Below are 25,759 nucleotides of genomic sequence, written 5' to 3' on the forward strand. Positions count from 1 at the left end.
TCTTTCTCAGCTCTCGTGCGACGCCAGGCCCTGCGGGTCAGTGGCCGTCGGAATGCGAATCGTCTGTCTTCGAACCGTCACCGTGCTCGGCGTCGATCACGAACTCGGCGGTGTGCACCTGCCCGTCGACCTGGAAGTCCAGGTAGAGCAGGTAACGGTCGGCGGTCGGGGCCTCCGCTGCGAATCGGATCTCGGGTCCGGCCGTGTCCCCGGCCTGGGGCTCGTCGCCCTCGGCGTGGACGTGCAGGTAGGCGAGGTCACCCTCGCGCAGCGCCACCAGGTGGCCGAACGCGCCCAGGTAAGGCTCCAGCGTGGTCACCGGCTGACCGTCACGCTCGACCGAGATGGTGAGCTCGCTTGAGGTGCCCGCAGTGAGGTCGCCGTTGAGGGAGACGGTGTATCCGTCGACCTCGTCGGTGGTCTGCGCCTCGGTCTCGACAGGGGTGAAGTCGCCCGCGACCTCGATTGCGCGGGTGAGAGTGATGCCTTCGGCTTCCTCGCCCGCGGGTGTGAAGTCGGCGTACACGCGGTAGGTGCCCGCCTCGTCCCAGGTCCACGGCACCGACCAGGTGCCTGTGCTCGTGTCGAGTTCGGGGTGCACGTGCTGGAAACCGGCGCCGTCGGTGCGCACGGCGATCAGATGCAGGTCCTTCTCGTGCGCGGTGGTGTACTCGGTCACCGGTTCGCCGGACTCGTCGAGGATCTGGAAGCTCAGGTCTCCATCCTCGCCTGCGGCCGTGGGGGCCTGGACCGGAGAGAGCACGAAGCCGTCCGCGCTTGCGGAGACCCCGTTCAGAGCGGGCTCCGCGGTTTCCTGCGCAGCGTCGCCGTGCCCTTCACCGTGTGCGTTCACGTTACTTCCTTCTGCCCATGCTGCTGCGAAGCTATCGGGAATGACGGCGCCGGCGAGGCCGAAGGCCCCGCCGAACGCCACCACCAACCCGGCCCCGTAGAGCGCGAGCCGTCCTCCGGCCTTCATCAGACGCGCACCGCCGAGTAGCNCGCGAGGACCTTGGCGTCGTCGATCTCACCCTCGGCGGTGACGTTGAGCTTGCCGGTCTGCGCGCTGACTTGGATGTCCTGGACGCCGGGGATCTCGCTGACCTCCTCGCGGATCGACATCTCGCAGTGGCCGCAGGTCATGCCCGTCACCTGGTAATCGTTCGAAGCCATCAGGTATCCTCCTTGTATGTCGGTAGTACCCCTACCGGGTACGTGTACAAGTCAACGCTATACCCCTGTCAGGTATTCCGCAAGGAGGGAGGCGATCGTGTGAGCTGCATCGCGCAAGTGCTGCAAACGATGGTTGGAGCGTCCGAGGTGTGCCTTGTGGTGCACCGATGCTGCGGGGCGATCCGCTGGGTTTTGTCGATGCGCGTCGGAGAGTAGTGACCCCTCGGCTCATCAGAACCGTGGACTGCCTTGCCGCATCGACGAAGGCAGCGAAGACTGGTACGAAACCGACTCCCGCCCCACAGCGATCATGCGCTATTGCTGTTGGTTCGGAACTGGCGAGCTCGTCCGGCTCCACAGGCGTTCGAGATTAGTGAGCGGATCAGACAAGAGCCAGCAAGAGTGCGCGGCCACGCCAGAGGCAGCGAGGCACTCCTGTGATGCACATTGGCGTAGCCCGCTGGTCGCCCAGACGCTTGCCGTCCACCGGCCTGTCGGCCCGGTGGTTTACGACTGCCTCAACATCTTGTTCATTAGGTCGGGCTCGGCAATCATGTTCAGCGAGTTCGGTCGTCAGCCGGTCAGCGTGGGCGATGCGATCCTTCTCGGCCCGAACGTATTGTTCAGCTGCGAGCCCGAGTGCCAAGTGTCGGTGACGTCGATCCGTGTCGATACCGATTTCGCTCTCGATCAGTTCTTCTGGCAGCACTCTGCGGTGCTGCACGATCGGCTTGACGCCCCCGGTTTCGCGGAGAAGATCTACTCTGAACCAGCGCAGATCCTGCGACTCGGCAGAGATCGGGCCGGGATGGTTGTGCCGTGGATTGATGAGATGGTCGCGCTCAGCGTTGAGAGACGGTTCCGAGAGAGATTCAACCGACTCCAGGCACTCTGGTTCGCTGTCATGGATGTGCTCGGACCATTCATCCGGGTCTCGCCTGCGAGGCTGACACCATTGCAGCGTGCACGCGCGCGTCCAGTGCTGCCGCGCAGTCGCAGGTTAGCCCCTCTCCGTCCGGAGGCGCTGCTGGCACGGGAGGCACTGCATGAAAACGTCGCCTATAGGTGGACACTCCACGAGCTGTCCGAGAGGGTGCGGCTCTCCCCGCAGCAATTGACCCGTGTGTTCGTCGATGCCTTCGGGAAGACCCCGATCGCGTATCTGACGATGCTTCGCGTGCAGGAGATGGCCAGGCTGCTGCGCGAGTCCGATCTTTCTGTCGCAGCAGTAGGTCGTTGCGTCGGCTGGTCCAGCCGTTCACGGGCGACGGAGGCATTCATCGAGCACGTCGGGCTCAGCCCGAGTCGCTACCGCTCCATGCGCCCGGTTGTCGCGGATAGATAGCAGCAGAGTCGTCCGGGAAATCATCACTTCGTCCGGCGTCCGACCGGACTCAGCTGCTTCCAGCCCTACGCAGGCTCTGAGGCTGATACGCCAGTAGGTCCACGTCAGGTGCCGCCCGTGTCCTGACGGCCAACCTACCGACTGTTCCGTTCGCTGACCGTCTGACTCGCCGGAAGCTCCTGGCTCACCTCGCTGGTGCAAGGCCAGCCGCGACCTCGCGGCTGGCCTGCCGAGAGGAGGCCGACGATGGCGACGAGGGAGGAAGCCCGCCAACAGCGGGAAGCGAAGCTCGACGAGCTCCACGAGAAGCTCACCGGTGCCGTCGAACGGCTGGTCACCGGTGAGGACTGGGCCGATGCGATGCGGTTCGCTGCCCGGTTCCGGTCGCGGAGCTTCAACAACGTCTGCCTGATCTGGGAGCAGCACCAGGCCGCATTCGAGGCCGGCGGGGTGCCCGAACCGTTCCCCACCCTGGTCGCGGGATACAAGCAGTGGCAGCAGCTGGGCCGACAGGTCGAGAAGGGCCAGGCCGGGTATCAGATCCTCGCCCCGGTCACTGGCAGGTTCGCCTCGACGAACCCGGCCGATCCGGACTCCTGGCGGCGTCTGAACCGGGGTGAGAAGCCGAAGCCCGGTGAGGTCGTGCGCTCCCGCATGGTCGGCGTGCGCCCGGCCTACGTCTGGGACGCCTCCNGCGGCGATCCGATCCCCGAACGGCCAGCGCCACGGCTGCTCGCTGGCGAAGCCCCCGAAGGTCTGCGCGAGGGTCTGGCGGAGCAGGTCACGGCGGAGGGGTTCGAGCTGCTGTGGGTGCCGCACGAGGGCATGATCGGCGGCGCGAACGGGCTGACGAACTACTCGACCCGGCAAGTCGCCGTGCGCACGAACATGGACGACGCCGCGCAGGTGAAGACTCTCGCCCACGAGCTCGGGCATGTGCTGATGCATGGGCCGGACCAGGAGGAGGCGCGGCAGCATCGCGGGATCGGTGAGGTCGAGGCCGAATCGGTGGCGCTGATGATCGGCGCCGCCCACGGCATGGACACCACGGGCTACACGATCCCGTACGTGGCCGGGTGGGCGGCGAACGTCGACGGGAAGAACCCGGTCGAGGTCGTGCAGGCCGCCGGTGAGCGCATCCGCAAGACCGCGCTCAGCATCCTCGACGGCCTCGACACGAACCAGGTGCCCGACGGCACACCGCCCGGGCTGGAACGCGACGGCCCGGCCCCGAAGAGCCCACGGCAGGACACGCCCGGTCGGCAAGTGGCGCCGTTGCCGGCGCCGGAGCGGGCCGCTGCGGTCGTGTTGGGGCGGGGGCTGTGATGTCCGAGAGCAGGTTTACTCGGGCGGTCCGGCAGATGGATGCGTCCTGGCCGCTGGGGCGGGCCGCGATGGTGTTCGCGCAGTCCGGGGTGCCGGTGTTCCCGTGCGCGCCGGAGGGCAAGCAGCCGATCACCCGACGCGGCTTCCACGACGCCACCACCGACNCGGCGCAGGTGGAGGCCTGGTGGCGCAGGTTCCCGGCGGCGAACATCGGCATGCCCACCGGCCGAGCCTCGGGCGTCTCCGTGGTGGATGTCGATGTGCACGGCGTCAACGGCTTCGACGCGATCCGCGCCGCGCGGCGGGAGGGGCTGGTGCATGGCTGGGAGACGATGGTGCGCTCACCGACCGGCGGCCTGCACATCTACTTCCCGGCCGCCGACAGTGAACAGCCGTCGTGGCAGGCCGGCCGTGCCGGGGTGGATTTCCGTGGGGATCGCGGCTACATCATCGTCCCGCCCTCGCGCCGCCAGATCGACGGCGAGAGCGTGCTCTACCGCCCCACCTCGTTCGCCCCCACCGACGGGCGGGCGCTGGATGCGCAGCGCCTGCGGGAGTTTCTCACCCCGCCCCGGCCCCGCCCGAAGACCGGCCCGATCTCGGATGCAGGGGCGATGGTGGATGCGGGTCGGATGGCGTCCTGGCTGAGCGGGCAGTCCACGGATCGCAATCTCAAGCTGTTCTGGGCCGCCTGCCGCCTCGCCGAGGGCAATGTGCCGGTCTCCGAGGCGCTGGATGCGTTTGCGAGCGTGGAGCAGCCGGATTTCGGGCAGCGGGAGATCACTCGCACCGTCGAGTCCGCCTACCGCACCATCACCACCGGTGTCGGCACCTCGACCCGGGCCGAGTCCGTGCCGGAGAGATTCGGGCCGGTGCCGGCTGCGACGCGGGCGGGCCGGGGGCTGTGATGGGCGGGCTGTCGGGGCGGCGATGGGCGGTGGTCGCGGCCGCGTCGGGGACGGTGCTGATCGGCGGCGGCGCGTTCTGGCTGAGCTTCGTCGCTCTGGCCGATCTCGCGGTGCGCTCGGGCATCACCAGGAACCAGGCGTGGATCTGGCCGCTCTTGGTGGACGGGCTGATCGTGGTCGCGACCGTCGCGGTCGTCGCCCTCGACGGGCATCGGGCGGCCTGGTACCCGTGGGTGCTGCTGATCGCCGGGGCGCTGATGTCGGTGAGCGCGAACGCCGCGCACGCCCTCGTCGCCGCTGACGCCTCCGTGCCGGGCCTGCTCGCGGCCATCGTCGCCGCGGTCCCGCCGCTCGTGCTGCTGGCCTCCACGCATCTGACGACGGTCCTGACCCGCTCCACCAGAACCCCGGTCCCCACGCCGATCACCCCCACCCCGGAGTCAGGATCGGCGCTGGAGGTCTCCGAGACCGCTGGCGCGCAGGCACAGGCCGCACCGCTCCTTCTGCCGGAGCTTCCCGAGCGGCCACGTTCGGCCACGGGCATCGCGGTAGCGACACCGCCGGCCCCGGCCGCCAAGGTGCTGGGCGAGCAGACAGAGCCTGACCGATCGGATGTGCCCGTGCTGGAGGCGGTGGCCGAAACCCCATCGGCTGAGCCCGACCCGCCAACGTTGGCAGGTGCTGGGCGGCGGGAACGGGCGGCAGTGCTGCGGGGGCGGGGCTGGTCGAACAAGGCGATCGCGCGCGAACTCGGCGTGCACGCCTCGACCGTCGGCCGCTGGTTCCCCCGCACCGATCCCGCGCCCGCCGCAGACCAGGAGACCTCGGCAGTGCCCGAGCACCACAACGAATCAGATGAGGAGAAGGAGCAGAAATCATGAACCCCTACGAGCAGAACAACCCCGGCAGGCAGGACACGCCCCCGCCGGAGACGACCCGCCCTGACCGGGCGGAGACACCGGGTGCTCCGGAGGCGATCCAAGCCGCCGACGTCACCCGCACAACCGGTGCCAAGACTGAGACTGCGGATGTTGATCCGGCACTGCGCAAGGCGCGCGGGGTTGACTGGGTACGCACCTCGGACCTGATGGCGAGAGGCACCGGGCAGATCTCACGCCTGGCGATCGACTTCGAGGCGAACCTCGCACACAAGGCCCACGACGGCCTCGCCCGCGGCGTCACGCGCCTGGGTGCAAAGGAGCGTGAGCTGCCCCCGATCTCGGCGTTCGGCCGCAGTACGAGCCGTGACGGGGCCGGGCGCGGCCCGGTCGGAATGAACTGAGGTGACCGGCCATGACCACGACCATGCCCGGCGCCGAACGCCGAGCACCAGGTGTCGGAGAAGGCGAGTGCACCTGCCTGCCAGGAGGTGCCGAACCCATGACGACCACGACTCACACAGGTTCCCCGCAGCGGGGGCCTGAGAACTACACGACCAGCGCCGGGCTGCGTGCCCTGCTGGCCCGGCTCCACGCGGCCGGGCCCGGGGCATGGGCGCGGGACCCGGTCGCCGGCGAGCTGATGCAGTATGCGGCGCAGAAGTACGCCGCGCTGGCGCGCAAGCACTCGTTGGACCCGTGGGAGGCCGCCAGCGCCGCGTTCGATGTGATGCGCACCCGCTCCGCCCGGGAGGCGATCGACCCGTGGGGCGTGGTCACGCACGCGGTGCGGATCACCTGCATCNGCCGAGGAGCGCGCCCAGGGGCTGCTGTGCTCGACCCATCAGGCCCGCCGCCCGCACATCTCCGCGTTCCACGACGCCGAGCGAATCTCCGACAGGGAGACGCCGCTGTCGGAGTATCACCCCGCGTTCCAGGTCACCGACCCCGAACCCGATCCCGACGGCACCGGAGACGCCGGAGACGGTGACGGTGGCGGTGGTGGTGTGGTGGGGGTGGCGATGTCGGCGTCGTCGGCGGCTGAGGACGCGATCGCGCTGGTGACGATGCTCGGCTGGGAGCCCGCGACCGCGCGGGCGTCGGTGGAGCACATCTGCGGGGCGCTGGCGAAGGCCGGGGCGCGGCATACCGCGTTCGAGACCCTGCGACGTGACCAGCACGCCCGCGCGCTGCTGGATCTGCCGGGCCGGTCCTGGACCGGGCTGCTCAAGGCGCTGCTGGGCAACCCGCACCCGGCGCTGGCGGCGACCAGCGCGGGCCGCGGGGTGCTGCTGCGGCTGCTGATCGGCGAGACGATCCCGATGCTGCTGCGCGATGACGATCTCGTGCTCACCATCTGCCTGGCCGCCCCACGACAGGCCCGGAAGTAACCGGGGACCACGAAGAGAGGACTGAGAGGGGTGAGTGGTGATGAGTATCGAACTGCAACGCACCGTGGAGTCGATTCAGGTCGGTGCCCGTCATCGCGCCGACCTCGGCGATATCCAGGCTCTGGCTGACTCGATCCGCGAGCACGGCCTGTTGCAACCGATCACGGTCACCCCCGAAGGGGTGCTGGTGTGCGGGCGACGCCGGCTGGAAGCGATCCGGCTGCTGCACTGGCGCACGGTCAGCGTGTGGGTGCGATCGGGTGTCTCGACCCGGTTGGGGCATCTGCTGGCCGAGCAGGACGAGAATGCGCACCGCAAGCCGCTCAACCAGCTGGAGGCCGCCGCCCTGTACCGCGAGCTCAAGCAGCTCATGACCGAGGACGCCCAGCGCCGCGATGTCGTAACCCGCTTCTCGGCGGAGAATCAGCCCGGTGCTGACGGGGGTGCCAAATTGGCACCCCCGTCAGGGGGTGTCGGTGGGAGGAGCCGCGCGCAGGCCGCGCGGATGGTCACCGGCCGCGCCTCGTACACGACGCTGGAGAAGATCTCGGCGATCCAGGCCATGGCCGAGAACCCCGAGAATCCCGAGGCGCTGCGCGAGCAGGCGACGACGGAGCTGGCGGGGATCGAGGCCGGCGGGCCGGTCGACCCCGCCTATCAGCGCCTGCGCGGCCAGGTCGAGCAAGCGGACGCCTCTCGCCAGGCGTCGCTGCGCGCGATGGCCCAAGAGGCCGTCGCCCGTGTCACCGCCGCTGGACGCACCAAGCCCCGCACGCACACCTCGGCCCGGCCGGCGGTGGTGCCGGGGCGGTGGCCGGTGACGGCGTTCGTGCAGACCTGGACCTCCCTGGCGGAATGGTGGACCCACTACGACGTGGACGAGCTCGCCCGCGACCTCACCGAGGAGCAGGCCGGCATCTTCCTCGACGTCGCCGACGGCACCAGCGCCTTCGCCGCCCGCCTGCGCATCTCCCTCGACACCACCGGCCACGACGTCGAGACGACAACCGAGGAGCCCCGCACCGACGAGGACACCGGCCCCGGCGCTGATGCCGAATCAGGCGAGAGCGTCTCTCGGCAGCATCTGCGTGCTCTGTGACCGGGTGCGTGCACCTGGGCGGCATGAAGACTTTCGCTGACTCCCGCCCGCGCACCCGCCTGATCGTCCTGCTCGCCGCCGGCCTGGTGATCGTGCTCCTGGCCGGCATCGGGATCTACGGCCTGATCCTCGGCCCCGACACCAGCCCACCCCACGACCGTGACCCCGAGCCGGGCGCGTCGTCGAGTCCGGTCGAGTCCGGCACGCCACGGCCGGGGCGGATCGCTGCGGTGGTCGGGTCCGGGGACCCGGAGGAGTTCGCCCGCAACGTCGCGACGGCGGTGTTCGCCTGGGATACCGGGTCGGGGCTGATGCCGCTGGACTACACGAGCGTGCTGATGGAGGTCGCCGACCCGACCGGCACCGAGCAGGCCGGCCTCGCCTCCGATATCGCCGCCTATCTGCCCACGCGGGAGGCATGGGTCGAGCTGCGCCAGTACGCCACCACCCAGCACCTGGAGATCACCGATGCGTTCGTGCCCGGAGCGTGGGCGACCGCGCAGGAGCAGGCGCAGCCGGGGCAGCTGGTGGAGGGGACGACGGCGATCACGATCGAAGGCGTCCGCCACCGTGCCGGGGTGTTGAACGACGAACCCGTCGACTCCGCGCACGAGGTGGCGTTCACCGTGTTCGTGGTCTGCGAGCCCGCCTACGACACCTGTCATCTGCTGCGGCTGTCCGAGCTGGACAACCCCCTGCGCTGACCCGAGAGGTCTGGGGAGAAAGGAGGGGCGTGGTGCTCAAGAAGCTCGCTATCGGACTGCTCGCACTGGCGCTGGTAGCACCGTTCCTGTCGATGGTCGGGATCGGGCTGCTGATGAACCCCGCCGCGACCTGGGCCTGCACCGTGCCCGGCGGCGGACTGCAAGTCGGCGAGGTGCCCGACGAGCTCGCCGTCGAAACGCGCGATGGGGAGTCGTTCACGCTGAACAAGAAGCAACTCACGCACGCGGCCACGATCATCGAGACCGGCTCCGGCGTCGAGGGCGTGAACCGTGACGGACTCCAGATCGCGCTGATGGCCGCACTGACCGAGTCGACCCTGCGGCAGCTGTCGAACACGAGCGTCTACCCGGAGTCAGCGGACTACCCGAACGATGGCGATGGCAGCGACAACGACAGCCTGGGGTTGTTCCAGATGCGCCCGCAGGCCGGGTGGGGGTCGGTCCCAGAGCTGATGGCCCCCGAGTATCAGGCGCGAGCGTTCTTCGGCGGCCCGGACGGCCCGAACCATCCCTCGCCGCGCGGGCTGCTGGACATCCCCGGCTGGCAAGACATGGGCAAAGGCGAGGCCGCCCAAGCCGTGGAGGTCTCGGCGTTCCCCGACCGGTACGAGAACTACAGCCCCGTCGCCGTCACGATCCTCGACACCCTCCTCGGCACCACAGGCACGAACGTCGAAACTGACCCTGGTGTGGTGCCTGCTGTGGCCGGGGCGGCGGAGTCTTCGCGGGTGGTGTTCCCTCTGCCCGAGGGCACGTGGACGGCGACCGACCCGTACGGGCCGCGCACCCACCCGATCACCGGGGAGCAGTCCTTCCACACCGGCAGCGACTTCGCCGCCCCGGACGGCACGCCCATCCTCGCCGCCGCCGACNCGGTCACCGTCGCCGAGTACACCGATGCGTGGGGCGGGAAGGTCGTCATCGAACATCAGGTCGGCGGCGAGCAGGTCGCCACCGGGTACATCCATTCCTGGGCCGACGGCATCCACGTCGAGGCCGGCGATAGGGTGCGGGCCGGGCAGCACATCGCCGACGTCGGCTCCTCGGGCCAGTCCACCGGCCCGCACCTGCACCTTGAGGTCTATGTCGGGGGCACCGGCGGTGAGCACACCGACCCCGCCGCCTGGCTGAACGCCCACGACGCCGCGGACCTGCCCGAGGCCGAGACCGGCCCACCGGCCGGCGACTGCGACCCCGACAGCAATGGGCCTGGTGGGGAGCCTGACCCTGCCCCGGCCGGTGACCCGGATGAGCTGGTCGACGACCCGACCAGTAACGGGCAGATCACCCGCCGCACCCTGCACCTGTATCAGCAGACGATCGCGGCGTTCCCCGAGACGACCTGGTCGTGCTACTCGCCACGGCCGGGCACGGTCTCGGAGCACCCGCTGGGTCGGGCCTGCGATATCGCGTTCGGCAACGCCATCGGGCAGATGCCCACGCCCGCGCAGATCGAGGCGGGCTGGGAAGTCACGAACTGGATGAAAGACCACGCCGAGACCCTCGGAGTCGACTACCTCATCTGGCAGGACAAGATCTGGTCCCTCGCCCGTGACGACGAGGGCTGGCGCGACTACACGCGCGGCACCGATATCACCACGAGGCATCAAGACCACCTCCACGTCACCCTCGCCGATTCGGGTGGTGGGGCCTGATGGACGTGTTCCCCGATTTCGAGGGCCTGGGCGGCATCGGCGACCTGGAAGAGGTCATCGGCGCCCTGTTGACGTTCGTGCTCATCATCGCGGTGCTGATGCTCATTATTTCCGGCATCGTCTGGGCGATCGCGTCTGCGTCCGGGAACTACGCCGCCGCCGGCAAGGCCCGCACCGGCGTGCTCGTCGCCCTCGGGGCGGCGATCCTCGCCGGCGCCGGGGTCACGTGGATGAACTGGTTGATCGGCATCGGCCAACAACTCTGAACCCCTGCGCTGAAGCTGCTGCGCCCGCCCCCGGTCTTGTGGGGGCGGGCGCTGCTGCGTGTCTGGCGGGGTCGGGTGCACCTGGTCGAGAGAACACCTCTGTCTCATCTGTCGAAGGAGCGCCCTGCCATGACCATCACGACCCTCGCCACCTGGACCCTCGCCCGCTTGGCGATGCTCCCGATGCAGATCGACATCGACCCCAACGACTCGGGGCTGCCCGGCATCGACCAGCTGCGCACCATCGTCGGTGCCGTCATGACCGTCGGCCTCATCCTGTCCGTCCTCGCGCTGATCGTCTCGGCGATCGTGTGGGGCTTCGGCTCCAACTCCAGCAACCCCCACCTGGCCGGCCGCGGCAAGATCGGCGTCTTGATCTCCTGCGGTGCGGCGGTGATCTGCGGTGCCGCGGTCACGNTTTCTTCTGGGGCGTCGGCCAGGCCGTCTGAACCCGCCTATCTGTGTGAGGGAGGTCTGTGATGGCGCTGTGCGATGTTCCCGTCATCTCCACGGTCTGCGACTCCGCCGGTGAAGCGGCCGCGTCGCTGATCGCCGCCCCGTTCGACTGGTTCGCGCAGGCCGTCGGCGGGGCGGCGGGCTGGCTGATCGAGGCCATGTGGACAGTGTTTGACACGACCACGCTGGTCGACGTCACCCAAGAGGGGTACGTGTCGGTGTACAACCTGCTGTNGATCGGCGTGTTCATCGTGCTGATCTTCTTCTGCTTCCAGCTCATCCTCGGCCTGATCCGCCGCGACCCCACCGCGCTGTCCCGCGCCGCCCTCGGGGCCGGCAAGGCCGTGCTCGGCTCCTTCGTGGTCATCACCCTGGCCGCGCTCGCGCTGGAGATCACCGACCAGTTGACCATCGGGATCATCCAAGCCGCCGGCGAGACCACGGCCACGATGGGCGACAAGATCATCCTGCTGGCCGCCGGACTGACCGCCATCAACATCTCCGCCCCCGGTGTCGGGGCGATCGTGACGATCTTCCTCGGCGGGCTCATGGTCGCCGCGGTCGCGATCGTGTGGTTCTCGCTGCTGATCCGCAAGGCTCTGCTGCTGATCGCGATCGTGCTCGCCCCGCTCGCGTTCGCTGGTGCGGCGTGGGATGCCACCCGCGGGTGGATCGGGAAGTGGGCGGCGTTCGTACTCGCCCTCATCATCTCCAAGCTGGTGCTCGTGGTGGTGTTCCTCATCGCGATCACCCAGATGGCAACCCCCATCGAGGCGGACCTGACGGCGATCACCGAGCCAATCACCGGCATCGTCATGCTCGCGATCGCCGCCTTCGCCCCCTACATGGTCTACCGGGTCATCGCGTTCCTCGGCTTCGACCTCTACAACACCATGGGATCGGAACAAGAAGCCAAGAACGCCATGAACCGACCCGTCCCGGTGCCCGGCACACCGCAAGGCGAAGGCCCGAAGAAGATCCTCGACACCAACGGCAACGGCGGCGGAGGAGGTGGGGGCGGGGGTGACGAACCGCCCCCACCCGGAGGCGGAAACCCACCCGGCGGTGGCGGCGGCGGTGGGGGCACGCCGCCACCACCAGGCGGCGGAGCAGATGCCGGAGCAGGTGCGGGCGGTGCGGGCGCCGGCGGTTCGGCGGCCGGTGCGGGAGCTGCCGCGGGACCGGTCGCGGCGGTGGTCATCGGCGCGGAGGTCGCGAAGAAGGCCGCGACGGCCGGCCCCGAGGCCGGCAAGCAGATCGGCGCCCAGGCCGAGGCCGCCACCGACGGCGCCAACCAGAACACCGGCAACACCAACACCAGCGGGAACGGTGAGAGCGGTGGGAGTGGGCCGGGCGCGCAGGCACCGCCGCGCAGCACCCCGCAGCCGAACCTGCCGACCGGCCCGAAGCCCGACGACGGGCCCAGTAAGCCGCCGACCGGTGGGAAGGAGTGATCCTCGTGAGCAACAAGCACAGCGCCGAAGAAGCGCGTACGGGCACCGACCTGGTGCCGGTGAAATTCAGCAGATTGACTCGCCGCGGCATCTTGCTGGGATTGTCCGCGACCCAGCTGGCGACCCTCGCCGTCGGAGTGCTGTCCCTGGTGGGCGCGTTCTACGCCGGCGGGATGCTCATCGCCTACACCGCCCCGATCTGGGTGTCCTCGATCGTGCTGACCTGGATGCCCGTCGCCGGGCGCCCGGTCGTGGAATGGGTGCCCGTGGCCGCCTGGTGGCTGTGGCGGACCACCGGCGGACAGTTGGCCTACCGGCGCCGCATCGTCGCTCCGAGGCCGGCGGGCACGCTCGCGCTGCCCGGTGACATGGCGCGGCTGCGCGAGCACGTCGACCCGCAGAGCGGGGCGGGCATGATCCACGACNTCACCAGGCGACGCTGACGGTGGTGTGCGAGATCCGCCATCCCGCGTTCGTGCTCCTCGATCCCGGCGAGCAGGCCCGCCGGGTCTCCTCCTGGGGGCGGGTGCTGGCCAGCGTCTGCCGGTCCGGGCGGATCGCGACCGTGCAGGTGCTGGAGCGCACCCTGCCGGACTCGGGCACGGGCCTGGCCGAATGGTGGGCCGCCCACGGCAGCCAGGACGACTCCTTCGCATCGAGGACGTATGCCGAGCTGATCGAGCGCGCCGGGCCCGCCGGGGAGCGTCACGCCACCACGATCAGCCTCAGCCTGGATATGAAGACGGCGGCCCGGCAGATCCGGACCGCCGGCGGCGGGCTGCGGGGCGCGGCCGCGGTGCTGCGCCAGGAGATGAGCACACTGACCGCGGCGCTGCGCTCGGCGGACCTGACCCCTGCCGGGTGGCTGAGCCCGGGGCAGATCGCCGTGATCCTGCGCAGCGCCTACGACCCGGCCGTCGCCGCGACCCTGGAGCGGCACGGGGAGATCGGCCAGTCGCTGGCCACCGCCGGCCCGGTCGCGGTGACCGAGACCTGGACGAGGCTGCGCACCGATACCGGCTACCACGTCGTGCTTTGGATCAGCGAGTGGCCCCGCTCGATGGTGTATCCGGGGTTCCTCGCCCCGCTGGTGCTCTCCTCAGGGATCGGGCGATCCCTGTCGCTGCTCTACACCCCGCTGCGCACCGATCAGGCTGCCCGTGACATCCGCAAGAAGAAGGTCGAGCACATCTCCGATGCCGCGCAGCGCCGCCGGATCGGACAGATCGAGGACGCCGCCCAGACCGCCGAATACACCGACGTGCTCCAGCAGGAAGCTGACCTCACCGCCGGGCACGGCGTGCTGCGCGTGACCGGTCTGGTCGCCGTCTCGGCGCCCACCATCGAGGAACTGGACGCCGCGGTCGCCGCGGTCGAGCAGGCCGCCATCCAGGCCTCCTGCGAAACCCGCCGCCTCGTCGGCCAGCAGGCCGCCGCGTTCACAGCCGCGGCCTTGCCCCTGACCCGGCCCGTATGAGCCGGCTCAGTTGTCCTTCGGGGGCTTCTCCTGTGCTAGGAGTTGGGAGAAGTGCGCGTCGTTTGGGGCGATATCTGGTCGGAGCCAGTGCATGACCTGATACGTGTTGTTCACCAACATGAAGCCGTCCGACGCCATCGCACCGGCGGAGAAGACAACCTGATCATCTCCGAGCGCGTCCAGCAATTCGGCGTTGTCATCGCCATGGACGAGGTCACCGTAGAGGAACATACGTGCGATCTCGTTGTCCCAGGCATTGACACGAACCCCGGCTGCTTCTGGGTCGATCGGGGCCTGCATAATCCGCATTCGGCGAGGCGGGTACTGCGCCCAGTTCTCACGCAACTGTGTCAAATGCTCAGAGACATTGGTGGCGTCCGCCGGCCGAAAGTACTCCAACGCGGCAAGAACCGTTACCCATGCGAGCCGGTCGCCCTTCTTCGTGAGCGTGAGTGGACGGATCAGTGTGAGTGCGTAAGCCACCTGCTCTTTGGGAGGAATGACCTGGCGAATGCCTGCCAGAGACGACTGGCCTGTGGCTTGATCGACAACGAAGTTCATGTGCAGCTGTTGCCCCAGGTTCATCGCATCGTCACGACGTGCGAGCTCGCACGAGAAGAGCTCTTCCGCTCGGCGTTTGAACAGTCGCAGGGTCTGAGTGTGCCTCGCTGCGAGCTGATCGCTGGCCCTATCCTCACCGCTCATGTGCTCCTCCGGCTGGTTCGTGCTCTGAATGCGTACCTCTCGATCACCACAGTCAAGGGGAGGAACCGTGCCTACATTCTACGATCCCGTCGCCGACGCCGAGGAGGCATCGCAGGCGCTGCGCGGCCTGGCGCACGCCAGCCGCGACTTCACCCACCCCGAGGACGCCTACGGGGTGATTGGGGACCTGCTGGCCGGGGTGCGCTCGATGCAGCAGTCGATCCAGCAGCTCGCCACCCGCCACGCCCGCCATGACGGGCGCGCCTTCGACGATGCCGGAGACCCCGCCGCCGGTATCCGTGATGCCCGCCTGGCCGCCGGGGAGCTCTCCGAGGCCGCTGCCGCCCTGGACCGTGTCGAGGAGGGGCTTAACCGTGCCTCGCAGGCTGCCGGTCGCATCGCCTGGCACCCCGCCCCGCCCGCACCCGCCGAGACGGAGATGACCAGGGTTCAGGGGCCGGTGTCGCGGTGGGTGAACATCGTCTTCCTCCAGGGCGGTGAAGCCGATGCGGTGCTGTGGCTGATCGACTGTGACGGCCCGGACGCCGCGATCGAGCACCTGGCCGGCTTCGACTACGGCGAGGAGACCACGGACGCGGCCATGCTCAACGGCTACGTCTACGACACCCCACCGATCGGGGCGCTGGACAAGGAAGCACGCACGGGAGAGTACACGCTGACCTACAACCCGGACCTCGGCCACGTCGCCCTCTACCGCCACCACCAGATCGCGCCCGAGGACAGCCTCGACACCGACACCCCCGCACCGACCATGGACCCCGACATGGGCAGTGCCGGCGGTGCCGCCTCGGCCGGGACTGCGATGGGCGCGGCGGGTGCTGCCGCTGCGGCGCTCTCTGATCGCGGGGTACGCGCCACCGGACGAGAAGCGGGCAGTGCCGCCGGGCGTGGGCCGGTGAGCGAGGGGTCCTGGTTCGAGCATCCGGGCGTCGCGGCGGTCAAGCGTGACCGCGGCCTCGGCCTCTGACCCGACTACCTCCCGTGGTGCCGCCGCCCTGTGGGGTCGGCGGCACCGGCATGTCCGTGACCGGGCGGGTGGGGTGCACCTGCACCACATCCCCGTCGTTCTCGTGCCTGGGAGGCCATCATGTCCGCCGTCTACTATCCCGCCGCGTTCGCCACCGAGGCCGCCCGCAACCTGCGCCACCTCGCCGCGGACAGTGAACTGCAGGCCACGGGTCCCGGCACCGCCACACTGCTGGGCGACCTGCGCGATGCGGCCACGGCGATGCGGGAGGCGATCGACCGGATCGCCGTCGCCCACACCCTCCCCGGCGCCCCGGCCCTCGCACGGGATACCGGGCTGCAGATCGGTGACGAGCTCCATCAGGCCGGCACCGCACTGGAGGAGACCACGACCCGCCTGACCGGTGCCGTCACCGCCATCGAACACCCCACCACCGTTCCGAAGCACACGACGCGGCGTTCCCTGCGCGCGGGGAGGCAGGCGCGGGTCGCGCAGCCGGCAGGGTCGTGGTTCGACCCGCACCCCGCCGGGTCCAGCAGAGGTCAGGGGCGGGGGTTGGGACTGTGAGCGAGAAGGAACGCCTACATACCTCCGTGCTGGTCGCCCCGGCCACCGAGCGGCGACGGCTGCGGGCGCAGCGCCGCCAGGCCGCGGCCCGGTTGCAGGCCGAGCAGCGTCGCCGCGAGGTCGCGGAAGCGAAAGCCAAGGCCGAGGTCGAGCGGGCCGAGCGCAAGGCCACTCGGTATTTGCCCGCCGCCGGGGAGCCCGGCAAGCAAACGTTGCGGACGCCGGGCCGGTTCCGGCTGCCCCGCCACCAGGACACCTCCGCGACCCTGTCGGCCCAGTACCCGTTCCTCGCCGAGGGCGGCCTGGGCTCGGCGGGCGTGTTCGTCGGCCAGGACCTCTACTCCGGGGGCTCGTTCGTCTACGACCCGTGGGTGCTGTATCAGACCGGGGTCATCACCGCCCCGAACGTCGTGGTCGCAGGGATCGTCGGCAGCGGCAAATCCTCCCTCGCCAAGAGCCTGTACACGCGCAGCCTGCCGTTCGGGCGGCGGGTCTACGTTCCCGGTGACCCGAAAGGCGAGCACACTGAGATCGCCCGCGCCGTCGGCGGGCGGGCGATCCAGCTCGGCCACGGCCTGCCCACCCGCCTCAACCCCCTCGACGAGGGCTACCGCCCCTCCGGGCTCAGCGATGCGGAGTGGGAGACGACGGTCGCCTCCCGCCGCCGCGACCTGATCGGCGCGCTCACCGAGACCGTGCTGGCCAGGCCCATGTCGCCGCTGGAGCACACCGCGATCGACACCGCCCTCGCCGAAACGGTACGGGAGAACGAGGTGCCGATCCTGCCGATGATCGTCGACCACCTCCTGTCTCCCTCCCACGACCCTGACGGGCGGCTGGCCGAGGACGGCCGCATGGTCGGACACGCGCTGCGACGACTGGTGGCTGGGGACCTCTCCGGCCTGTTCGACGGCCCGTCGACGGAGGTGTTCGACCCGACCCTGCCGATGGTGTCCCTGGACCTGTCGCGAGTCACCGAGAACTCCACGCTGGTGTCGGTGTTGATGACGTGCTCCAGCGCGTGGATGGAATCGGCGCTGCTGGACCCGAACGGCGGGCAGCGCTGGTGCATCTACGACGAAGCCTGGCGCCTCATGTCCGAACCCGCGTTGCTCAAGCGCATGGATGCGCACTGGCGGCTGGCGAGGGCGTACGGGATCAGCAACATGCTCATCTTCCACAAGCTCACCGACCTGGAAAACGTCGGCGACCAGGGCTCGGCCATGCGCTCGCTCGCGAACTCCCTGCTCGCCAATGCGGAGTCCCGCATCATCTACCGGCAGGAATCCGACCAGCTGGGCACGACCGCGAAGACCCTTGGACTGACCGGCACCGAGCGCGAGCTGCTGCCGACGCTGGGCACCGGACAAGGGCTGTGGCGGATCAAGGAACGCTCCTTCGTCGTCCAGCACCAGCTCCACCCGGCCGAGTACGAGCTCTTCGACACCACCAGCCGCATGTCCGATCCCGGAAAAAACCAACCCCGCGTAGGGTAAGAATCCGCGTGATTCCGCGGATCTCCAGACGTTCTGACCTTGACTGTGGGGTCGCATGTTCGTTACAGATGCAACCGTACGAGCGATCGGATCGATCTTTGTCGAAGCGGTCGTGGAGGGCATGAGCGCTCCCTGTGCTCATCGCTTGTGAGCTTGCACGAGAGTGCGGGACGTAGCGCTCCAAGCAGTGGTGGCGAGGACCGCGCCGAGAATGCCGATACCGACGAGGACGAGAGCCACGGCGGGAAGGCCGATAGCGGCGCCGAGAACACCGGCGAGGGGGTACGTGATGAGGAAGCAGGCGTGGGACAGGGAGAACTGCGCGGCGAACACCGCGGCCCGATTCTCTTCCGTGCTGCCTCGCCGCAGCAGCCTGGCGGAGGGGGTGAGGATCGTGGAGGTTGCCGCCCCCATCAGCGCCCACACGCTCAGCAGCCCGACCCACTGGGGCGTGCCATCGGTCCAGGCGAGCACCCCGGCTCCGGCCAGGAGAAGGACGGGCAGGGCGATGCCGCCGGTGAGCATGACTCGCCGGTCCGAGACGGCTTCCAAGAGCTTGGGCATGGTCAGGGCCACGATCATGGAGCCGCCTCCGTAGGCGGCGAGCAGGAGCGCAGCATCGGACTGGGTGCGGCCCAGATCGCCCAGGACGAGGACAGTGGTGTTGACGATCACCATCGCCGTGGTCGTCGCCACGACGAGGTTCAGCGCCATCAGGCCCTGCAGCTCCCGGCTGGCCCAGAACGCACGGGCGCCGCGGGTGAGGCGATCGAAGAACGGCGCCGGAGCGGGAGCCTCGAAGCGAGGAAAGCGGGAGACAAGCACCAGGGTCGCAGAGGCAAGGAACCCGACCACGGTGCCAGCGAAGAGATTGTGGAAGCTGACGACCGTCAGTAAGGCGGCGGCGAGCATCGGGCTCACCAGCGACTCCAAGTCGTAGGCGAGCCGCGACAGCGACAGGGCACGTGTGTACTGTCCCTCGTCCGGGAGCACGGACGGGATCACGGCCTGAAACGCGGGCGTGAACGTCGCCGATGCGGACTGCAACAGGAAGATCAGCACATAGATCTGCCACACCTCGGTCACGAACGGCAGCGAGAGCGCGACCCCAGCCCGGATGAGATCGGTCCCGATGAGTAGTGGCTTTCTCTTGAGACGGGTGGTGAGTGCCGTCGTGAGGGGGGAGACGGCGACGTAGGCCACCATCTTGATCGTCATCGCCACACCCATCACCACGCCGGCGTCGCCGCCGGCGATTTCGAAGGCGAGCAGTCCGAGCGCGACGGTGAGCAGGCCCGTGCCCAGCAGCGCGATGACCTGCGCGCTGAACAGTTTCGCGTAGGTGGGATTGCGCAGGACAGCAAGCATGAGACGAGGCCTAACGAACGAGAGTTTGTGCGACGAACGGGCTACTACTGCCGGGGTGCGTGGTGGTGGGGCGGGATCTGCCCGTTCGCGACCGCGTGCTCGGCCTGCTTGATCGCCTCGACCACCAGGGCGACCGCGTGTTCGTCGGTGAGGCGGTAGAGCACGCTCGTGCCCTCCTGCCGGGTCGTGACCATCCGCGCCATCCGTAGTCGGGCCAGATGCTGCGACACCCCCGAGGGCTTCTTCCCGACCAGTTCCGCCAGCGCGTTCACCGGCAACTCGTCGGCCTGGCGCAGGGCCAGCACGATCCTGATCCGCGTCGGATCGGACAACAGTCCCAAGACCTCCGCGGCGAGATCGACGTATTCCGACGCGGGATCCATGCCGCACATCTGCTTATCTGCATCCATACGCAGATACTAACAGCGGCGTATGGGTGAGGGAACCCTGCCGTCGTGTGCTGGACGAGGCCCGGCAGCTGCGCCAGCAGCAGCCAGGATGAACGGTGCGGGTACGGGATTGTGCACCTGGCCGGCATGAGACGACATGCGAATCTCCCTGAGCCGGTGCCGGTGTCGATGCGCACCGTGATCCTCGATATCCACGCCGACGGGTCGATGACCGTGATGATCGACGGCACCGTGTATCCGCCCGACGACGACCAGCGGCCGTGGTCGCGGGCCGCGTTCCCGCAGATCATCGACCACGCCAGCCAGGAGCGTGCGGTGCCGGTGCGGGTGGAGGTGCACGAGGCCGACGGCACGAGCTTCACCGAACTCGTCGCCGCACAACCACGCCGCGCCGACCCTGCACCCGAGCCGGCCCCAAAGACGAGACGGCCCAAGGCGGTGCCGGCGCTGATCGAGGTCACCGGGGAGGGGTTCGTCGCCGGGGAGGACATCGCCTGCACCGTGCTCGTCTCCGACACCGACGCGGCCGGCGACGGCACTGCACGGGGGCTGCTCGATCCGCGACGGGTCGGGGATGCCGGAGAGGTGCTGCTGGTCGGGCGCGTCTCCGGCACGGTCGTGGCGCGCAGGCTGCGATGAGCGTCCCGCAGGGCCGCCAGAGCGGCAGTTTCGGCGACGAGCTGACCAACGCCGCGATGATCGGGCTGGTCGGACTGTTCGGCCTCGCCCTGATCCTGCGCGGCGCCGGATCGGTGGCCGCGTTCCTCACCGGCACCGACCAGCCCGCCGCTGGGCCCGCCTCCGGCATCTCGGTGCTGTTCCGGCCCGGTGATCCTGCCGCCGCGCTCGACGCGCCAGGGATGAGCGCGGTCGCCTACTGGGCCGTGACCGTCGTGCTGCTGGCCGGGCTGGTCGCCGGCGGCTGCTGGGTGTGGACGCGGCTGCGCCGTCACGCCCGCAAGACCGAGGTCGACCCGCACACAACCGCCGGAGTCGCGACCCGCCACGAGGTGGCCACGGTCGCCTCACCTACGGCGCTGCTCACCCGCGCCGGGAACTTGCGACCCTCTCTCTCCAAGCCGACCCCGGCGGATGTCGGCTACCGACTCGGGATGTGCCGGGGCCGGGAGGTGTGGGCCAGCGTCGAGGACTCGATCCTGCTCATCGGACCACCCCGCTCCGGCAAGGGCCTGNGTGGTAATCCCCGCGATCCTCGACGCGCCGGGGGCGGTGATCGCCACCAGCACCCGCCCGGACAACCTCACCGCGACCCTGCGCGCGAGAGAGAAGCACGGCCCGGTCGCAGTGTTCGACCCCCAGCACCTGGCCGAGGGCGTCCCGGCGGGGATGCGCTGGTNGCCCGTGCGTGGCTGCGCCGACCCTCTCACCGCGATGATCCGCGCTACCGGCCTCGCCTCGGCCACCGGCCTGTCTGCCGGCGGGGTGGAGTCTGGCGGATTCTGGGAAGGCAAGACGAGGACTGCGCTGCAGGCTCTGCTGCACGCCGCTGCTCTTGATGGGCGTTCCCCGGCGGAGCTGTTCCGCTGGACCCTGGACCCCTCGGCTGCGGCGGAGGCCGTCGCGATCCTCACCAACNAGCCCGGACGCGGCCACGGGGTGGGCGGACTCGCTGGAATCCATGATCGACGCCGACCCCAGGACCCGCGATTCGATCTGGCAGGGCGTCTCTCTGGCCCTCGGTGCTCTCGCTGACCCGCGGGTGCTCGATGCCGTCAGCCCCGGCCCCGGGGAGGAGTTCGACCCCGAAGCGTTCATCCGTGATCGGGGCACCCTGTTCCTCCTCGCGACCGGTGCTGGAGCCGGAGCCTCCGCAGCACTGGTCGCCGCGTTGGTGGAGGATCTCGTGGAGACCGCCCGGCGGATCGCGGCACGCTCACCCGGAGCCCGTCTCGACCCGCCACTGCTGCTGGCGTTGGATGAGATCGGCAACCTCGCCCCGCTGCCGTCGTTGCCGACGCTGATGGCCGAGGGCGGTGGCACCGGAATCACCTGTTTGCCCGTGCTCCAGTCTCTCGCGCAGGCGCGCGACAAGTGGTCGGAGAACCAGGCCGGCGCGATCTGGGACGCCTCCATCGTGAAGATTCTTCTCGGCGGGGCTTCGAACAGCAAAGACCTTCAAGACCTGTCCACGTTGATCGGTGAACGTGATGAGTACACCGACTCGATCACCCTCGGTGATCACGGCACTCGCCAGAACCAGCGCTCCGTGCGCAGGGTCGCGATCTTCCCGCCCGACCGGTTGCGGACCCTCCCGTTCGGCACCGCGGTGACCCTGCTGCGTGCGGCCCCGCCGATCGTCACCGATCTGCGCGCCTGGCCCGCTCGCGCCGACGCCGACCAGCTCAAGACCGACCGGGCCGAGATCGAGGCGCTGCTGCGCCGCCCCGACCCGCCTCGGTAGGTCCGGGACAGCTCGTGTGCACCTGCCTGTCACGACGGCCGCCACGACAGGTGGCCGCATCAGGAAGACAGGAGCAGCACGATGGCCGAGCACGAGAACCCAGGAACCGGCCCCGAGACCCAGCCCGAGCAGGGCGCGGATGTCCGCGAGTCCTTCAAGGGACGCATCAAGTCCGAGCCGACGCTGGGCACCACTCAGAAGGGCAAAGCGGCGTTCTACGCGAAGGTCGAGCAGCGTCATTGGGACTACGAGGACGACGGCACCTACACCCGTCTGCCGAACACCTACCACGACCTCGTCGCCTACAAGGGCGTCGCCGTGCGCGCCTACAAGCAACTCGCCAAGAACGACTTCTTCATCGCCGAGGGGCGCATGGAGGACTACCAGTCCAAGAGCACCGGCGAGACGAAGCAGCGGTTCGTCGCGACCGCGCTCGGTCACGACATGGCCCGCACCACCTACGAGGTCGACCGCACCCCGCGCCGCGAACAGGCCCAGCGACCCACCGTCGAACGTGACGCAGCCCAGCAGTCCGCCGGTTCCGGTGTTCCCGAGCAGCCGGAACGGCAGGTGGCGCAGCAGCAGACGCCTGCCGCGTTCGCCGCGCCCGAGTACCGGCCCGACCGGCAGTCGCCGGACATGGGCCTGTGAGCACCGAGGAGTCCCGATCATGACCGACGNTGAGCCCGCCGTGGAGGAGCTGCCCGAGGACGAGCTCGACCTCGACGACGAGGGGATGCTCGAAGACGAGGACGAGGAGGACCCCGGCCCGCCGCACCCAGTGAACTGGTACCTGCTGCGCGCCGACGAACTCGAAAAGGAGTGGTACGCCCTGAACCGGTGGGTCGAGACGACACGCCGCACCTACGGGCTGCCCGCCAGCGTCATCCCACCGTTCTGGCACCGCCACGACGAACTCGTCTGGGAGCTCTCAGCGCTGCATCTGCACTGGCTGTGTGCCTACCACCCCGAGCAGAACGGCAGTGCCCCGTTCGGGTGGCATCGCGACTTCGCCGACGCCCGCGCCAGGCTGCGCGAATGGGTCGCCGCCTCCGGTACCCGCCTGGACCGCGACCGGCCAACCAGGCAGACGACCTGGCCCGGCGAGGACCCCGCCGACCCGGTCGAGGACGTGTTCGTCGCCGACCGCGATGCCGACTTCGTCGAGTACGTCGCCGCACGAGTCGCCGAACGCCGCGCCGCCGAGGACGCCTTCTTCGCAGGCGCCGATCCGCGCACCGGGGAACTGCGATGAGTACCGCAGCTCAGCAGACGAGCGCCGAGCTCTCGCGGCTCCAGGAGCTGGGGCGAGAGCTCGGCGCGTCGTTCCTACCGCCGACTGACCGTCAGGGCGCAGCGGTCAGGACGATTCTGGTCGCCTCCATTGATATGTCTCGGGAACCGAGAACCGAGGAGTGATCTTGATCCGTGCCGGATCAAAGCGGCCGCCCATGGTCTTGGCCTTCTCGATCCGGATGTCGAGCAGCATCTTGAGCATGCGGCGCTTCTCGACCAGGTCGAGAGCTTCCCATGCGGCATCCAGATCCTTCGTCTGGATCAGTGCGAGGAGTTGCCTGTCGGCGACCGGGGGAACGGCGGCTTTCGCGGCACGTTCGATCTCGGGCTTGAGGCGTTCCTCGACATCGGCCAGCATCGTCATGCTGATCCGGCCCTGTGCATACTCGCCCGCTGCGTCGGCGAGGCGCCTGCGCAGTGCTGCGACATGGTCCTGGGCTTCGCGGACCCGCTCGTTCCAGTTGTCGTCCGGGCCCAGAATGACCGCTAGGCTCTCAGGCTTGGACAGCCAACCAAGTAGTGCGCCGGTGACGTAAGCGTCCGTGTAGGGAATGTCGATACTGACCTTCCGGCACCCCACTTTCCCGCAGATGTAGTTGTCTCGAGGCATCCCAGTCCGCTTGCGATCCACGGCACCATGAATGCGCACCAAGGGGTGCGAACAGAAGCCGCACCTGGCAATGAATGACAGCAGCCACCTGGGGTGACTATGGTTGCCTTCCTCCACGTACCGAGTACGGCGAGCCCGGTCCGCAAGGATCTGGTTGACCTTCTCCCACTTTTCGACCGGAACGATCGCCGGCCAGTCCGCTTCACCGATGACCTCGCCCTGATACATGCGCAGGCCCGCAATCGTTGGACTCTTGATGAGTTGGCGCAGGGTTGAGCTCATCCAACCTCGCGACTGGTCGGACGTCGGCTTCATCGGGGTCGGCACCCCCGCGCGATTCAGGCGAGTCACGATGTTGTTGATCGAGACCCCGTCCAGAATCTCATCGACGGCCGTGATGATGATCGAGGCCTTTCCCGGGTCGATCTCCTGACGAACCAGCGCACGCGTCTGCTCGTCATACACCCTGCGGTACCCGTAGGGGAGCCGACCGTGTGGGCGACCCTTCTGCGCGTTGAGCCGCACAGTGCGCAGCTGCCGGTCCCGGATCACCGCGGCGTCCTTCTCCGCAGTGAGGAACTCCAGCCCCATCATGAAGCTGTCGTCATGGCGGGAAAAGTCATAGACCCGGCCCTTCGTCAGGTAGAGCACACCGGCTTCCTGACAAGCCGCACGCAGTTGCACGTACGCCAGTAGCTCACGTCCGGCGCGGGAGGGCTCCCACGTCACGAACGCGTCATACTTCTTGGAGGCGATCAGGTGGAGAGCCTCCTCGAACCCCTCACGCTCGCGGGTGCGCCACTTCGATGCAGATCGATTGGCATCGGTGATGACCCTGCCGACATTCCACGTCTGCTGCGCGCACCAGGCGCGGCAGTCCGTCTCCTGATCGTCGGTCGAGCGCATGAGGTAGTGACGATCCATCGAGGCTCGCGTGTATATGAGAGCCTTGATCTCGGAAGCCGGTGGTCGGGTGGGTAGTCGAGTCTCCATGACAGACAGGTGCTCCTCTTGCATCTGCCATCTAGCTGCTGGGTGAGCCGACGAACGACCTCGACACCGACATGCTCGCGGCGATGGAGGACCTCCTCGACACCTGGCCGGGCACGATCATCGTCGTCTCGCACGACCGCTACTTGCTCGAGCGTGTGACCGACCAGCAGTACGCCGTGATTGACGGTGGGTTGCGCCATCTGCCGGGTGGCGTTGACCAGTATCTGTCGCTGCGCGATGCCGGCGCAGGCAAGCCGATGACGGCCTCGGCGTCGAACCCCGCGCAGGCGAGCGCAATCACCGGATCCGCCACGTCGGGCCTGTCGGGTGCCGAACTGCGCGCGGCCGAGAAGGAACTCGCGTCACTCGAGCGCCGCATCGAACGATTGCAGCAGCAGTCGACGGATGCGCGGGCCAAGCTCGCCGACCTCGACCAGTCGAACTACGAGTTGCTCGCGGCGGAGATGGCCGCCATCACCTCGCTCGACGACGAGGCTGCCGCCCTCGAGGAACGCTGGCTCGAGCTCTCCGACACCCTCGACTAACCCGTTGAGGGGGNTCGCGCGCTCGTTAGGAGCGGACTAGACGACGGATCGCCTCGGTGGCTTCCTCGATTTTTTCGGTGGCGGCCTCGTCACTCAGCTTCGCGGCGTCGAGCACGCAGTGCTTCAGGTGGTCATCGAGGAGGCCGGTGGCAACGCCCTGAAGGGCGCGGGTGAGGGCCGAAACCTGCGTGAGGATGTCGATGCAG

Annotated in this window: 23 protein-coding genes and 5 pseudogenes; 21 read left to right on the plus strand and 7 right to left on the minus strand. The window is 68.9% G+C overall.

The window, feature by feature from the left end; all coding sequences use genetic code 11:
- Positions 1-37 precede the first annotated feature (37 nt).
- Both ID132_RS01275 and ID132_RS01280 read right to left on the minus strand, forming a co-directional pair.
- Positions 38-853, minus strand: coding sequence for a hypothetical protein (locus ID132_RS01275; RefSeq protein ID WP_006213358.1), 816 nt, complete (start codon positions 851-853; stop codon positions 38-40).
- 125 nt (positions 854-978) lie between these two features.
- Positions 979-1,173 (minus strand): heavy-metal-associated domain-containing protein, encoded by a 195-nt coding sequence (locus ID132_RS01280; protein WP_193127661.1) that lies wholly within the window; start codon positions 1,171-1,173, stop codon positions 979-981.
- A gap of 553 nt (positions 1,174-1,726) precedes the next feature.
- Here ID132_RS01280 and ID132_RS01285 point away from each other — a divergent pair.
- The 13 genes and pseudogenes from ID132_RS01285 to ID132_RS01345 all read left to right on the plus strand — a co-directional run bounded on the left by ID132_RS01285 (position 1,727) and on the right by ID132_RS01345 (position 14,153).
- Positions 1,727-2,518 (plus strand): helix-turn-helix transcriptional regulator, encoded by a 792-nt coding sequence (locus ID132_RS01285; protein ID WP_225984163.1) that lies wholly within the window; start codon positions 1,727-1,729, stop codon positions 2,516-2,518.
- Between the two features lie 246 nt (positions 2,519-2,764).
- The gene (locus tag ID132_RS01290) at positions 2,765-3,844 is read left to right on the plus strand and encodes an ArdC-like ssDNA-binding domain-containing protein (protein WP_193127662.1); all 1,080 of its coding nucleotides are present in this window, start codon (positions 2,765-2,767) and stop codon (positions 3,842-3,844) included.
- Positions 3,845-3,912: 68 nt separating this feature from the next.
- Entirely contained in the window at positions 3,913-4,752 is an 840-nt protein-coding gene (locus ID132_RS01295; RefSeq protein ID WP_193127663.1) for a bifunctional DNA primase/polymerase, read from the plus strand.
- Positions 4,752-5,633, plus strand: a complete 882-nt coding sequence (locus ID132_RS01300; RefSeq protein WP_179861206.1) for a DUF2637 domain-containing protein — start codon at positions 4,752-4,754, stop codon at positions 5,631-5,633. Before ID132_RS01295 ends, ID132_RS01300 begins: the two co-directional genes overlap by 1 nt.
- Positions 5,630-6,034, plus strand: a complete 405-nt coding sequence (locus tag ID132_RS01305) for a hypothetical protein (protein ID WP_006213364.1) — start codon at positions 5,630-5,632, stop codon at positions 6,032-6,034. Before ID132_RS01300 ends, ID132_RS01305 begins: the two co-directional genes overlap by 4 nt.
- A gap of 98 nt (positions 6,035-6,132) precedes the next feature.
- Positions 6,133-7,021: pseudogene (locus ID132_RS01310) on the plus strand (hypothetical protein).
- A gap of 40 nt (positions 7,022-7,061) precedes the next feature.
- Positions 7,062-8,120 carry a ParB N-terminal domain-containing protein gene (locus ID132_RS01315; RefSeq protein WP_040560312.1) on the plus strand — a complete coding sequence of 353 codons (1,059 nt, stop codon included), beginning with the start codon at positions 7,062-7,064 and terminating at the stop codon, positions 8,118-8,120.
- Positions 8,121-8,143: 23 nt separating this feature from the next.
- Positions 8,144-8,824, plus strand: coding sequence for a hypothetical protein (locus ID132_RS01320; RefSeq protein ID WP_040560323.1), 681 nt, complete (start codon positions 8,144-8,146; stop codon positions 8,822-8,824).
- 32 nt (positions 8,825-8,856) lie between these two features.
- Complete coding sequence (locus ID132_RS01325) at positions 8,857-10,500, plus strand: M23 family metallopeptidase (protein WP_193127680.1); 1,644 nt, start codon at positions 8,857-8,859, stop codon at positions 10,498-10,500.
- Positions 10,500-10,766 carry a DUF6112 family protein gene (locus ID132_RS01330; RefSeq protein ID WP_006213369.1) on the plus strand — a complete coding sequence of 89 codons (267 nt, stop codon included), beginning with the start codon at positions 10,500-10,502 and terminating at the stop codon, positions 10,764-10,766. Before ID132_RS01325 ends, ID132_RS01330 begins: the two co-directional genes overlap by 1 nt.
- Positions 10,767-10,895: 129 nt before the next feature.
- Positions 10,896-11,215 (plus strand): annotated as a pseudogene (locus ID132_RS01335) (DUF6112 family protein).
- 30 nt (positions 11,216-11,245) lie between these two features.
- Positions 11,246-12,676 (plus strand): TrbL/VirB6 family protein, encoded by a 1,431-nt coding sequence (locus tag ID132_RS01340; protein WP_193127664.1) that lies wholly within the window; start codon positions 11,246-11,248, stop codon positions 12,674-12,676.
- A 5-nt stretch (positions 12,677-12,681) separates the two neighbouring features.
- Positions 12,682-14,153 (plus strand): annotated as a pseudogene (locus tag ID132_RS01345) (SCO6880 family protein).
- Between the two features lie 6 nt (positions 14,154-14,159).
- Here the strand turns inward: ID132_RS01345 and ID132_RS01350 are convergent.
- Complete coding sequence (locus ID132_RS01350; RefSeq protein WP_040560313.1) at positions 14,160-14,858, minus strand: hypothetical protein; 699 nt, start codon at positions 14,856-14,858, stop codon at positions 14,160-14,162.
- A gap of 67 nt (positions 14,859-14,925) precedes the next feature.
- Here ID132_RS01350 and ID132_RS01355 point away from each other — a divergent pair, with 67 nt between their 5' ends.
- The 3 genes from ID132_RS01355 to ID132_RS01365 all read left to right on the plus strand — a co-directional run bounded on the left by ID132_RS01355 (position 14,926) and on the right by ID132_RS01365 (position 17,909).
- Positions 14,926-15,846 carry a hypothetical protein gene (locus ID132_RS01355; protein WP_006213374.1) on the plus strand — a complete coding sequence of 307 codons (921 nt, stop codon included), beginning with the start codon at positions 14,926-14,928 and terminating at the stop codon, positions 15,844-15,846.
- A 120-nt stretch (positions 15,847-15,966) separates the two neighbouring features.
- The gene (locus ID132_RS01360) at positions 15,967-16,413 is read left to right on the plus strand and encodes a hypothetical protein (RefSeq protein ID WP_006213375.1); all 447 of its coding nucleotides are present in this window, start codon (positions 15,967-15,969) and stop codon (positions 16,411-16,413) included.
- Positions 16,410-17,909 (plus strand): TraC family protein, encoded by a 1,500-nt coding sequence (locus ID132_RS01365; RefSeq protein ID WP_006213376.1) that lies wholly within the window; start codon positions 16,410-16,412, stop codon positions 17,907-17,909. Before ID132_RS01360 ends, ID132_RS01365 begins: the two co-directional genes overlap by 4 nt.
- Before the next feature lie 138 nt (positions 17,910-18,047).
- Here ID132_RS01365 and ID132_RS01370 read toward each other — a convergent pair whose 3' ends face one another.
- Positions 18,048-19,277 carry an MFS transporter gene (locus ID132_RS01370; protein ID WP_006213377.1) on the minus strand — a complete coding sequence of 410 codons (1,230 nt, stop codon included), beginning with the start codon at positions 19,275-19,277 and terminating at the stop codon, positions 18,048-18,050.
- A gap of 44 nt (positions 19,278-19,321) precedes the next feature.
- Positions 19,322-19,687 (minus strand): ArsR/SmtB family transcription factor, encoded by a 366-nt coding sequence (locus tag ID132_RS01375; RefSeq protein WP_197464170.1) that lies wholly within the window; start codon positions 19,685-19,687, stop codon positions 19,322-19,324.
- Between the two features lie 168 nt (positions 19,688-19,855).
- Here ID132_RS01375 and ID132_RS01380 point away from each other — a divergent pair, with 168 nt between their 5' ends.
- From ID132_RS01380 to ID132_RS01395, 4 genes and pseudogenes are all read left to right on the plus strand, one after another.
- Positions 19,856-20,326, plus strand: a complete 471-nt coding sequence (locus tag ID132_RS01380; RefSeq protein WP_231882187.1) for a hypothetical protein — start codon at positions 19,856-19,858, stop codon at positions 20,324-20,326.
- Positions 20,323-22,109, plus strand: a pseudogene (locus tag ID132_RS01385) (type IV secretory system conjugative DNA transfer family protein). The gene ID132_RS01380 and the pseudogene ID132_RS01385 overlap by 4 nt, the downstream one beginning before the upstream one ends.
- 81 nt (positions 22,110-22,190) lie before the next feature.
- Entirely contained in the window at positions 22,191-22,760 is a 570-nt protein-coding gene (locus tag ID132_RS01390) for a single-stranded DNA-binding protein (protein ID WP_006213381.1), read from the plus strand.
- 19 nt (positions 22,761-22,779) lie between these two features.
- Positions 22,780-23,364, plus strand: a complete 585-nt coding sequence (locus ID132_RS01395) for a hypothetical protein (RefSeq protein ID WP_193127665.1) — start codon at positions 22,780-22,782, stop codon at positions 23,362-23,364.
- A gap of 105 nt (positions 23,365-23,469) precedes the next feature.
- On the opposite strand, the gene ID132_RS01400 is transcribed toward ID132_RS01395, so the two are convergent.
- On the minus strand, positions 23,470-25,032 hold the full coding sequence (locus ID132_RS01400; protein ID WP_081609408.1) for a recombinase family protein: 1,563 nt from the start codon (positions 25,030-25,032) through the stop codon (positions 23,470-23,472).
- An 11-nt stretch (positions 25,033-25,043) separates the two neighbouring features.
- Between ID132_RS01400 and ID132_RS01405 the strand changes: the two are divergent.
- Positions 25,044-25,553, plus strand: a pseudogene (locus tag ID132_RS01405) (ABC transporter ATP-binding protein); the annotation flags it as partial.
- Positions 25,554-25,578: 25 nt separating this feature from the next.
- On the opposite strand, the gene ID132_RS13345 reads toward ID132_RS01405, so the two are convergent.
- On the minus strand, positions 25,579-25,759 hold a 181-nt coding region (locus tag ID132_RS13345), incomplete at its 5' end, for a metal-sensitive transcriptional regulator (protein ID WP_235988197.1).

The sequence above is a fragment of the Gulosibacter sediminis genome (genome assembly GCF_014904065.1).
GTDB classification, from domain to species: Bacteria; Actinomycetota; Actinomycetes; order Actinomycetales; family Microbacteriaceae; genus Gulosibacter; species Gulosibacter sediminis.